General features: G+C 52.4%; 7 protein-coding genes. All 7 read left to right on the top strand.

Going from position 1 to position 12,523, the window contains the following annotated elements; all coding sequences use genetic code 11:
- Positions 1–31: 31 nt before the first annotated feature.
- On the top strand, positions 32–2,611 hold the full coding sequence (locus tag THTE_RS00115) for an Hsp70 family protein (protein ID WP_095413517.1): 2,580 nt from the start codon (positions 32–34) through the stop codon (positions 2,609–2,611).
- Positions 2,612–2,691: 80 nt separating this feature from the next.
- Entirely contained in the window at positions 2,692–5,268 is a 2,577-nt protein-coding gene (locus THTE_RS00110) for a hypothetical protein (RefSeq protein WP_095413516.1), read from the top strand.
- Positions 5,269–5,288: 20 nt separating this feature from the next.
- Positions 5,289–6,155: a hypothetical protein gene (locus THTE_RS00105; RefSeq protein WP_157731546.1), complete on the top strand. Its 867-nt coding sequence runs from the start codon at positions 5,289–5,291 to the stop codon at positions 6,153–6,155.
- Between the two features lie 42 nt (positions 6,156–6,197).
- Entirely contained in the window at positions 6,198–8,225 is a 2,028-nt protein-coding gene (locus THTE_RS00100) for a Calx-beta domain-containing protein (RefSeq protein WP_095413514.1), read from the top strand.
- A gap of 22 nt (positions 8,226–8,247) precedes the next feature.
- Complete coding sequence (locus tag THTE_RS00095; protein WP_095413513.1) at positions 8,248–9,231, top strand: hypothetical protein; 984 nt, start codon at positions 8,248–8,250, stop codon at positions 9,229–9,231.
- Positions 9,232–9,302: 71 nt separating this feature from the next.
- Positions 9,303–11,681, top strand: a complete 2,379-nt coding sequence (locus tag THTE_RS00090; protein WP_095413512.1) for a vWA domain-containing protein — start codon at positions 9,303–9,305, stop codon at positions 11,679–11,681.
- Positions 11,668–12,495: an ABC transporter ATP-binding protein gene (locus tag THTE_RS00085; RefSeq protein WP_095413511.1), complete on the top strand. Its 828-nt coding sequence runs from the start codon at positions 11,668–11,670 to the stop codon at positions 12,493–12,495. The genes THTE_RS00090 and THTE_RS00085 overlap by 14 nt, the downstream gene beginning before the upstream one ends.
- Positions 12,496–12,523 lie beyond the last annotated feature (28 nt).

Raw genomic sequence — 12,523 nt, 5'->3', positions numbered from 1 at the left:
TCATTGTTGTTTTGCGCGAAAATTGTGTGACATGGAAGAAGATATCCAACTCAACATTTCCGACGTGTACTGGGGAACCGGGCCGGTCTACTACGAGTTTTCCACTCCCCGGTTGGAAGAATGGTTTTCGGATCCCATACGCGGCTCTTTTTCTGGCAGTCAAAACGGGCTTCTGACGCTCGCTTGGTCCACTGCCGTGCCTTACCTCAATATCAGAAGCGCTGAGGTGATCCATCCAGCGGATCGGCAGGGGAAGTCACCTTCCAAAACCGAATTTGTAAGAGACCGAAACAAAGTTCTTGAGTTACTTCGTAACTACACGGGGTCAAGCCCCAAGCTGGGTAGCAGCGCGCCGTTTATTGGCGCGATTGTGCGGCCCGAGGATTCCGTGAAGATGGCTTTCGTTATCGATACCAACCATCCCACAATATTGAACTACTTGAATCGCCAAGATGAAAACCCGCCTGATCTGTCTCCTATTGTTCACTGTTATCTGATTCTTCGCAGCACCGATGAACAGAAAAAAGAACCGATCGTATTTAGAAAACGTATTCGCCTCACGCTGAAGCCGACGGAGTACGCGAGGCCGTTCGGCGGAGTTGTCGCCGTTGATCTCGGCAACACCAATACGACGTTGGCGGCCGTGAGTGTCGATCAAGAACCTCAGGCGAGCCGTGTCCTGATTTGCCCGGAAATCATGTTTGGGGAAGATAATCCCCAATCATACTCCTTTTCAAGGTCCGCCGATTTTATACCCTCCGTCCTGCGAATTTACAGTGTTACCGATACAACCAGTCCGGAGGCCCAAAAGTGGGCGGAACAATTAGGGCTCGCGGATCCTGCGGAACTGCACGGGATGGTCGAGGGGTATACATTTGCCATTGGAAAGGCGGCGCAACCGTTGGCGCGCCCTTCGGATGGATTGATTGTCAGCCCGAAGCGGCAGCTCACAATAGACAAAACGGTAGCGGCTATCTCGGTAAGAACGCGACTTGATGATTCTGTTCCTCCACAGGCGAATTTGCAGAGGCCAGCCGACTACCAGGCCGAGTTGCCGCCGGAACGACCGGCCGAGCTTTTTATCTGCCGACTGTTCCAGATTTTCAAGAATCTCCAGCGTGCCTACCCCAGGCGGGTCGTTGTCACCTACCCCACGAGCTACATGAAGTCGGAGCTCATTCGCGTTGTCAACACGATCTACAACGCCTGGCGGCTCGCCGAACGATTCAACCCGGCCGGGCACGCAAGCCGGGAGGAAGTGATTCCCCTGGCACTGGACGAAGCAACCGCCGCGGCGTTTTTCTATCTGGCACATTTTGTTCTCGAGGGGCCGGGGGGACTTCACACATTTCGCTGGCTCTACCCGGAAGGGTTTTACTTGCTCGTCTACGATTGTGGCGGGGCTACGACCGACATTTCCCTGGTCCGTGCCGCCTCTCCCGAAAGAGGGAGTTTGACCTTCGAGGTTCTCGGACGCACGGGACTCCGTGATTTCGGTGGTGACGATATCACCATCGCCGTGTTTTTGTTACTAAAGACCAAACTCGCCCAGCAATTGGCTAGCCGCTCGGGACGAGCACTGAAAGCTTTGCCAACCGTGGGAGCCGGATCTCTAAATGCATCAAAAGCTGCTGAGCTTCGCCTCTGCCTCCAGGATGAGGTATTCCTGCGGGAATGCGACAGGTTCGTCCCCACGGATTTCGACCCTCAATCCGTAAGTTCCGATGTGGATGCCCGCAAAGCACTCACATTGCACCTGTGGAATTATGCACAAGCAGTGAAACACGGTGATAGAGACGCCCCCGCACTGACAGAGTCCCTCGCGAAGGCACTTGCAAGTGTCGCTTCTGTCCCAGAAAGCGATCTTAAGAAAATCGTCGATGGCGTGTCCGTTACGGCGGCTGAAATTGATGCGTTAGTACAGCCGTATATTAAAAAAAGCGTGAAAGTATGCAAGGCCTTACTGCAATCCAAACTCCATTTTCGCGGGGGACTTGTGGACGATGTGTTCATCATCGGTAATGGTTCCCGCTATCCCCTGGTGACAAACCTCGTTCGCGAATCCGTTCTGGGTGACAGCTCGACCAGCGGTTTAGCAACCGACGCCATCGGCGGGTCCGTGAATTTGGATCCTGTCGATATCAAACATGCCGTTGCCAAGGGAGCGGCCCTCGCCCTGGCGATGAAAGAGTCCGCCCTCGGAATTCGGATTCAGTTCGATGAAGGCCTCAGCAACCGTTTGCCGTTTACCGTTGCCTGGTTTAACGCCGCCACCCGCACTCACGTGATCCTCTTTGAGGAAGGCGAGTCATACGACACCCTCGAGCCCCGAACCATTCATGTCCAGCCTTCCCCCGACGGGAAGCCTCAGCAATGGATCCGTCTCGAAAACCAGTGGCCGGGCGGTGAATACGAACCGTTCCTGCTGTTTCATTTTCCTCACGGTGTGAAAGGCGAAGTGGTTATTTCCATAGATCCCGATCAGCACCAGTTTATCGCCCAATGTCAGGACACTGGCGAGCGTGCTGTTGGCCAGCGGGATATCGATCGAGCGGTTTATTTCGCGCCAGTCCAGCGTGGCCGGATCCGATTGCCAAAGGCAAGGGACTAACGCATTTCGGACTGGGCACTCGCAAATTCAATTTGGTCACACCGAAACCATCAACGTCGAGTTAAAACTTCAGGCGGACTATGAGCGAGATCAAATCTGACCAGTCCCGTTTGCAACAAATACAAAATGATATCAACACATTAGTCAATCAATTATCCCAATTGAAGGACATCATTGCTCGGCGCCAGGCCTTCGCACGCCTCAAGCTATTCCTGCTTTTGGACTTCTGGGATATCCAATTTCTTGGCACTCTATCCCAACACTTCACGGATCTGGACAAAACGTTAAAGGCTTGTGCGGAATATATTGAAGAGCAGATTAATAATGCCCCTACAGAACAGGCATACCTGGATCTGATTCGGAACGCCGAATCGCTCGCCACGCAACTCGATGCCTTAACCAAACTAGGTCTGGCAAAAATCCCGAGAGAACTCCTGCCTGCGCTCCGTCTTGCCAGCATTGATCCTGACGAGCCAAGCGATGTCATGCGGCTGGCCAACATCTGGTTGACAACGCAAACCAGAGATTCCGCAGTTTGGGAATCAGTTAAGGAATTTCTTCGCGTAACCGGCCTTCGTGCCGAATTTATTCCAGCAGGCAAGCTGAATGTGGAACGTTTTAACGAACGTTGGCCTGCTGTCTTAACCGACCAGCGTGACAAACTCACAATCTTCCTGGTCACACTGAAACGCGCTTCTTCGAATGGTCCTTCTCGAGGCTCGGTTCCGAAACAGTGGTCCTACATCATAGTGGCCGGGAACGAACAACAAACAAGTATCCTCCGCAACCTTCTTGAAGCGCTCGGACAAACCTGGCCTGACGAGTGCAGGAGCCTCGCTTCCGAATTGCAACCACTTGTGCTTGAAGCCTTAAACACCAACTTCCGCGACCCTTCAGCCGAAAGGTTACTCACGGCTCTTGACAAGATCTACCACGCCTGCCAGGACCACGGGACAAGGCATCCAGAATTACGCAACTTGTTTAAGTGGTGGCATAAATTTATTAAGACTTTCTTCTGCCTGGAAATCCTTCCACAGGTCAAGGACTATCCCAAACTCGAATTATACCTGTCCGAGGACGAAATTCGATCACTGCCAGAAGACAAAGTTCATGCAAAACCCGTTAGTAACCCGCCTCAGCCCGCCGGAACCGTCCTCCAACTGGACCGCTTTTGGTGTGACAAAATCACCTTCAGTAAACCCATCACCTGGACAGTTTCCACAGGCAAGTGTCCCCGGAACATCTTAAAAGTCGCGGACCTACCTGTGGATAAGTCATGGATGTGTGATGAGCTCATCCAATGGGTCACCACCGCGAAACAGCTTCGTTTCATCGAGACGCATCGTGAGCGGCGTTTCGACGAAGCCTGCCTAAGACTCCGGGACACTATCAAGCAAGCAAAACACGATTCAAAGATCTCGGACAATCTCAACGAGCTGTTCCGGTGCGCTTCGCGCAACACACAGGCCCTGAGGATGCCCCCCGATAAGGCACAAGCTTGGCTCGATCTTCTTCGCGAGTGTGCTCAGATCGACCTTGATCCAAGGATTGAGACAGGCGAGGAGGCACGATGCAACACCGACTTGTGGAAAAACACCCAATCTCGTGAACTCCCCCCAGCCGTCGAGGTCACTTTCAACGATTTACCAGCCGGCTATATCATCTCGAGCGAGTTCGCGAGTGTCGATCCGCACTACTCTCGCTACACCGTCAGCCTTGGACCTCAAGAAAAGGCCCCCGAGTCGCTTCAACGATCCTGGGCGCTCTACGACAAATCGAAACAAACTCAAACGACTTCGCCTGGCGACCTTGCCGCCCTATGCGGGAAGCTATTCCGCCGAGAATGCTACGCGTTTCTCACCGGTGATAATGAGAACCCCCTTACAGACCAGGACGTCAAAAACATCCTTAACCATATAATCAATTTGAGGCGCAACAATTCGTCCCTCGCTACGGACTTATTTTCTCTCTTTCGTGACTATGGCCGGACTCGCGGCTGGACCATCCAGCCAGAAGATTACGATCTCACCGCGTTTTTCGCTGATCTTTCAGAGAACGCCAGGAAGGGTATTGAGAAATACGAATTTGACGAAGCCTACCCCGAGGGCTACATTACGCCGCTTATCGATTCCATCGACAATACCAACCGAATTGTCACCTTAAAATTTCGAATATCTGTTGGAAAACCGCCCGAGGATTTCGCGGCCATCCGCGAAATCGTCAATACAACTCCCGCCCTTGGTTTTCTCCAGGATCTCGTCAGGGACGCACCGGAACGCTTTAAACAAATCCAGTCCAGCGAACATCAGGACCCTCGTGATATTTGGATAGATTGGTTTGTTGAGCTTTATCAGAAGTTCACCGAGGAGTTTCCGGAAGATGGCCCCCAACCGACAAAAAGTCACCTGGATGAGAATCTTCTGAAAAAGTTAGACAGTCTACGGGAGCACCTGAATAAGCTCGCCAAATCTTTGGAGCTCACTTTCTGGGAGCCAGGCACTATGAGTGAGGCCGACGAGCGTCGCACTTGGGTCATGATCGAAAATGAGAATGATATACCCATCGGTGCAAATAACTTTTATGTTCGCCGTCGTGCCGTTAAACATGGCGAAAAAACCTTGCTGGCGTGCAAGATTTGGAAGTATCGAAGGGATTAATGGATCGGGCGGCCAAAGATATGGCAAATCATCTCCCGCACGATATGACAAATGATAAGACTTCCGCCACGAGGCCCTTTCTCTTTGTGACGCTCGTGTGGCTCATGGTGGCCCTTTGCCTGCTGTGTGCCGGCTGGATGTTTTTCTCTGCCGGCCCGATCATGGACGACTATTTCCTCATCTTCCTTGCAACCATCGTGCTGGGCATCGCTCCGCCCGTTTTCATGGTCGTTGCCATCTGTGTCGAATTCTTTACACACGATCGGTCAACCGCGTCACGGATTATCTCAATCTTAAACGACCAGCTTGACCGCGCACTCCGCAATCGCGAAGGCCGTGAACTTACAATCCGTCGTCTCGCGGGATCATATTTCTGGTCCCTGGCTCGCAGTCACATCCTTAGCTACTATCTTCCCCTGTGTTTTCTCACAGTCGCCATCTGGCTGATTCAGATGAAGCGCCTGAATAACTGCTATCCACACTCTGTCCCGTCACTGGCAACTTTATCGTGGCCCATTTGGTCCCTGACCGCGTTGAGCTTGGGTGTAGCGGTGCTGGCCAACACGCTAATACTTCCCATCCACGTGAGACTGGTCCAAACATGGCAAAGGAGCTCTTTGCTCTCTTCCGGTGAGGAGGAGGCCCAGATCGAATCCGACGAGCACCTGCCCTCGCAGTCTCCCATGGAACACCGAACGGAAACGGCAGTTTATCCAGCCGGCACTCCCGAACCAACACCCGAAAGCCCCCCTGAGCGTAGTTTTCCCGAGGAGGCCCCAGCGCTGGATGAAGGGACCCAATCCGCTGACGAGAAAAAAACACGGCAAGATGAATACAAGCCTCCCTATCACGACGATGCCGACAATTTATTCATTTGGGAAAACTGAATTGCGCTCGCGCATCTGTGGCAACGGACGGGGATAGCAGACATGAAACGGAGCTCTTTCAACGGCATAAATGCCATACTTCTGCTTCCACCGTTATTAACACTTGCTTTAATTGGCGCTGTCAATATCGTTTGGCTCAGTCAGGTCCGGTATCGGCAGTCTCTGGAGTGGAAGGTCGTCTGTCCGACGGGAGTACAGGTCACGGTTTCAGAATCGGCAAAAACCCTCCGATTGCCCGTCAAACTCACCGGCGAGGCCATCAATCTTCCCGTGTCCTTGGAAATTTCCGCTGAGGATGGCTCCGCCCGAGCCAACCGTGAATTCAATTTACTTACCCCCACGATCAATTTTGTACCAGGTCAGACCGAGGCCACAATTGATCTCGACATTCTTGACGACGCTATCATCGACATTCCAGTTGCGAAGCATTTTGAGATCGCTCTAAAAGCGCCCCCGGGAATAGTACTAGAAAGTGATCATATTGCGGTTACAATTGCGGACAATGAGTCATTACAATTTATCGTGGATACACCCAAAGTCATCGTCAACTCGCCCATGGAGTTGTTCTTGGGCGTCAGCTTATCGCGGCAGTGCGAGGGAAATCTGAGCGCTGAGTTTTCCACAAGTAATGGAACAGCTATTGCGGGAAGCGACTTCGAAGCCGGTGAGGGCACCACGGAACTGAAGGCCGGGCAGAACCATTTTACAATTCCCATCCGGATTCTCAGAATTCCCCTGGTGGCGGCGGAGAAGGATTTCTGGCTCAATCTTCGGGCGTGGTCCGCAGACAACACGCTGCGTGTCGAACAACGCCTGCGCGTCGTGGTGCAGTTTCCGGGCGGCAGTACGAAACTTCTCGTGGAATCTTCCGATGTGAATCTCGCCCCGCAGGGGACCGAAGCCGCTGTGGTTACATTCAAGCTTTCACAGCCGGTCATGTCACCTGTGATAGTCCACGTACAAACTCGCGATGGGACGGCCCTCGCGGGACGTCACTATGTGCCCATCGATACGAAGCTGACATTTCCGCCCGGGCAAACCGAGGTCCAGCTTCCCATCCGGTTACTCCCGGCGCAGGATGCGGATTATGAACAAACACGTTTTTTTCAGGTGGTGGTCACAGAGGTTGACGGTGTTGCCCAGGACCGGATTGAAAAGTCGATTAAACTTATTTATCCCCCTCGGCCTCCGCAGTTAGTAGTACAGCCTCTCTCCGTTTGTCCGCCCCCTTTGGCGAAGCAGGAAATTTCATTGCCTGTCCAGATCAGCAAAACCTATCCCTGGCCGGTCACGGTCCAGTTTCACACCGAGGATGGAACGGCCAGGGCGGGCAGGCACTACGTCGGGCCAATCGAAGGTCGGCTGGTTTTTGATAATACCACGAATAATGTGATCAAACTCACCGTCTATGGCTTACAATTGTCTGAGAAAAATGATCTTTCATTTCGTGTGGTCTTCCATGATCCCACGAATGTCCGCCTGCCGAGCGATCCTGCGGTAACGGTCACCATTCAGGCCCAGCCCACCCTGGAGGGCAATGTGCTGGTTCTGATTCCCGTGACGAGTATTCCCGGCGACTCATGGGCATTCGCCAGGGCCATCCAGCAGCAACTTCCGCCACAGACCTCCTTGCTCGGCAAGGCTATCTGGTTGGTGGATGCCAACCGCCAACCGCTACCGGCCAGCCAAAACCAGGGCGCGACGAACCCCTTGTTGCCATTTCGCGAGAAAGAGGATTTTCAAGACGCTTTCGAAACTGCGTTTCAGACAGCACAGGCTTTCGCGCAGCGCTGCACCGAGCCGCTTCGGGCGGTCTTTGTGGTTTGGTGCAGTGATAGCAATCCCGATTACGATGCCCCCACGGCTATTCTGAAGGTCCCCGACGATTTACCGCTCCACTGCATCTGGGTCTGCAAACCCATCGAGGGTGTTCCGCAACGACGCTCTCGAAAACTTACCGCGTTCTTTAATCAAAAGGCCTATGTCATCGAGTTACAGAATGCCGACCGGCTGGACGCCGACACGGCCACTGCCGTGGCGCGAACGATTATTGACAAACTAACACAATGATGCCTGAGAAAGGAGGTAACGCATGCCTTCCCAAAAAAACGAGCAATCAAAGTCACGCCGATGGCCCGTCTTCCTTTCGCTAGCGGGAGTGATTCTGTTCTTACTGACCATTATTCTGATAACGGTGCTCCTTGTGCTGATTGCACTGAGAGTCACAGAGACAAATAAGGAATTAGCTACTTTAAAGGCCACGATAGACAAGTTACAGCATGAAACATTCAATAAGATAGAAAACAAAGCCACCTCCGAGCAGATAACCAATCTTAGCCATCAGTTGATCCAAACATTTACCGAGCAAGCGAACGAACTCGGAAAGACACTCCGCACTATAGACGGCAAGGTTGACGAACTTGATAAGCGTGGCAAGGAACAATCCGAAAACCTTTTCTCTGCGCTAGATAAGCTCACTACATCTGTTCAAGAGCTATCTGATTTGGTGATGTTCATGTCACAGATCAGCGCTGGAAAACGAAAAGCGCTCATTTGGTTTGTCCATTCCAAAAACTTACAGGAATCCCAGTACCATCCACATTGGTCAGAATTGGAAAAGCGTCTGAGCAATTGTCTGTTCCCCTTTGATTTCGAGTGTTATGTTCAGGAGCAAGATAAATGTGAACTAGTTTATAAGTCCGGACAGCAACTTTTGGCCCGTCAGACTCCTGCCTCCAATGCTACCGGCAGAATCCAGTGGAATTTGCTTCAAGAAGTTCTACGACAAGCTCGTCAGGTCGATCAAGCTGGTCGGGTCGATGTTGTGATCATCATTTGCCCGGCCAGCCAGGAATTCAATGAACAGGACCTCAAGGAAATCGGATCAATGAACGTGCCTGTCCACGTGGTGCTGGTCGGGGAAGAGTCGTTCGTGCAGGTGCGGAAACTTGCCAACGCGCAGAGCATGCATCTTGTTCCTAATTTTCCCGACGCGGTTCCGAACACTCTCCTTGAAATACTGCAAAAAGAGGCCGCCTATTTTATTGTCAAGAATAACACAAACCAACCACGTTAACCTGTACAGCATAAGAAAATCTCTGTTTACCGAAACAGCCAACGGTGATCGTTTGACAAGGAGGACCACCTATGCGTATTCCTTGGTGCTGGCCAGTACTTTTAGTCCTGTTGGCTGGTGAAGCGGCACAGGGGGAAGTGGCAATCCCTCAGGCGGTACAATCTCGGCGTTCGTTTGAATGGTCATCTATTTATAACCAGTATGTGTTTACTTTGTACGAAGGGTTAAAACCGCGTTCCCAACCCGACGACAATGCTGAGGAAATCAATACTCCTCTCAAGTATCTGGGCCGGTATTTTTATGTTTATCGGCAAAGTGCGACGGTATCCAGCTCAAAAACCTCCGGCGAAGAGTGGTTCCTTCTGGCCAGACTGGACGATGAAAGCGGCAATAGTCGGGTGGTAACGGTGAAGGAGTATTTGGGGTGGGTCCCGCGAAAATATGTGGCTCCCCAAGGGGAGGCCCTTCAAGATCCGGTGACAGGAGTCCACCTCAAGGCCTTTTTGCGGCCCTCTATAGCAGAACTTGAGGAAGCCATCGATAAAACCGGGAGACTCAGGCAAATCGCCGCGCGGACACAGCCCAAAATGGATGCCCAGACCGCGATGGAACTCAAGTTTTTCAATTTTTACTTCGTCATGGCAAAGACGGGGGACAACTCAGAGCGCGATTGGGCCTATTTGGCAATGCAGTACGAATTGGGGCAGGACGAATCACATGCACAGACCGTGGGCATAGGCTGGGTGGAGCTGAAATATTTCCAGCTTTGGACAACCCGCGAGGCCATTCAGTGGAGCACAGCGCCAGGCCGCCCCATGCATCCTGGCAAAATTTGGGCGAGCCCCGACGAGGCGCTGGCGGCCGGTCCAGAAGCCAACACAGACAGCCGTCAGTACCTCTTCCGTGAACCGTTCGACAACGGGCCCGTTCCGCAACCGCCCGACTGGCCGCGGTTTCCCATTCTTCGCTGGGAGGATGCGGAGAGATATCGAGAAAAGATCCAGAACCAGTATCCGGGCTGGAAGCTCCTCAGAGTCTGTGTTCCTGGGGGGCTCGTGAACGAGCAGGGTATTCCCGTGGCGTCGGAAGCAGATATTGCCAATTTGCAGAGTAGGTTGGCGATTATTCAACAGCGGTTGGAAACGCTGGAACTCATGTTCGTCATTGACGATACGGAGAGCATGGTCGACCTGTTCCCGCACGCGGCTCGTGCGGTTGAACAGATTGTTGACTCCCTTCGAGAGCTGCCCATGCGTCCTCAACTTCGAGTTGGGGTCACCTTTTATAATGACAAAACGAGCACACACTTCGTTCCCGTCGAGGTGACTCCCCTCCAACCGCCCGATCAATTGCCAAGGCTCATTGACAAAATCCGCACCCATCAGGTCTCGGCAGGGGGTGATCCACGGGAAATGGTCTTCGATGGCATTAAACAGGCGATTGATCAAGCGGGATTCAGCTCCGATCGGCTCAAAATGCTCATCGTTATTGGTGACGATGGCGATAAATCTGACGAGAATGATCCCCAGCATCCGCAGGAAAAACAGATTGTGAGTCGACTGCTCCACAATTACACAACGCCCATCAGCTTCATTGCCATCCAGGTCTATCCTCCCGAGAGGCTCGACGGACGGCCTCCAGCCATGGCCTTTTGGAAACAAATGAATACGATTGCACAACTTTATAACAGCGAAATAACACAACGTGCAAATGGCGACTCATCGGTCATACCTGCCACCGTTTATAATGTTCGCGAGGCAAGTCAGGTAGTTACTTTGATCCTTCAAGCGTTCAATGCCCTCCTTGAGCTACAACAGAAACTTCAAACAGATATTAGAAAAATGAGGCTCGGGAACTTTTCGGCCGTCACTACTGATACCACAATAAAAAAGCTGCTCAACACAACGGGATTTGACCAAGAGATCATCGATAAAATACGCAATGTCAAAGGACTTCAGATAGTTCTGGACGGTTACGTCTGGATGCCGGAGGACAATTTCCTGGCCGCCATGCAGAATAAATGCTGCACTGAATACGTGCTTTTGCTGTCCGCCGGCGAGTTGGAGAGTGTATATTCGGCACTGCGTGTTTTCTGGGCAAAAATAGGTACTCAATGGGACACCGAGAAGATCAAGTCCATAATCGAACATGCACTCGGTGAAGAGGATAAAACCACTATTGAAAATCTGGTTATTAAAATGACGGCTCTGGAAGGGGCCAAAGCTCGCCTGGAAAGAATTCTTCGCGGAGACGTCTCCTTGGAAGACCTGAAAGAGATTCAGGTTCGCATGCTAAGACTGAACGACATTCTGAACGAGGAGCAATGCGATTACCGGTGGCGGGACGGTCAGTGGGTTCGGACGAGTCGGCAACCGACGTCGCGATCGTTTTCTCTCCCGGACGGATTGCTCAAGTATTACTGGGTCAGGGTGCGCGATGAATGGCCGTGAAACATCCCCTCTGTTTGATATTCAGGATCTTTCCGTAGGCTATGGTAATGGGATCTATATTTTTCGCGGGCTTACGGTCCAGGTGCCCCTGGGGAAAAAAGTGGCCGTCGTCGGGCGAAGCGGCGTGGGCAAATCCACGTTTCTCCATCTCCTGGGCCTTATTTCCGAAGAAGTAGTCAAATCAGGGTTGATCACGTACCGATGCCCGAGAACCGGCGAGGCCGTGGAATACACGCGCCTGGCCGATCGTTCGGCAAAAGACAGGCTCCGTCTTCGCGATTTCGGGTTCGTTTTTCAGACTGCTTGTCTTTTTCCGCATCTTACATGCCGTGAGAATATCGCCCTCCCACTGGTACTCCAGGGATACTCAAAACAGCAATGGTGGCGAAAGGCGGAAAAACTCCTCACAATGGTGGAAGCCATCGATGGCGAGTTAATCGCCCTGGCCGATCGCCTCGGCCCGTTCTCGGGGGGCCAGCGCCAGCGGATTGCCGTTCTTCGTGCGATCATCCATGATCCACTGGTCGTGTTTGCTGACGAGCCCCTGAGCAATCTTGATCCACGGAGCACCGAGGCAGTGCTCGCCATCCTTCGGAATTGGCATGACGGTCACTTACATGATCAAACGATTGATATTCCACGCACACTACTCATAGCAACCCACGACCTTCAAGAAGCCTGGGACTTTTGTGACACTTTTGTGGTGTTCAACTGTGTGGGGCGGCTCCTTCAGAATCGCGTGGTTTCCAAATCCGAGCTGGAAGCGGCAGGGGGAATAACGGCTATCACCCAGTGGATGGCTTCTTCCGACTGAAAGCCGACGGTGCAGGCCATGAACGTCC

The organism is Thermogutta terrifontis (assembly GCF_002277955.1).
Taxonomy (GTDB): domain Bacteria; phylum Planctomycetota; class Planctomycetia; order Pirellulales; family Thermoguttaceae; genus Thermogutta; species Thermogutta terrifontis.
Note: the sequence above shows the minus strand (reverse complement) of the source record. Positions and strands in the feature narration are given on the sequence as shown.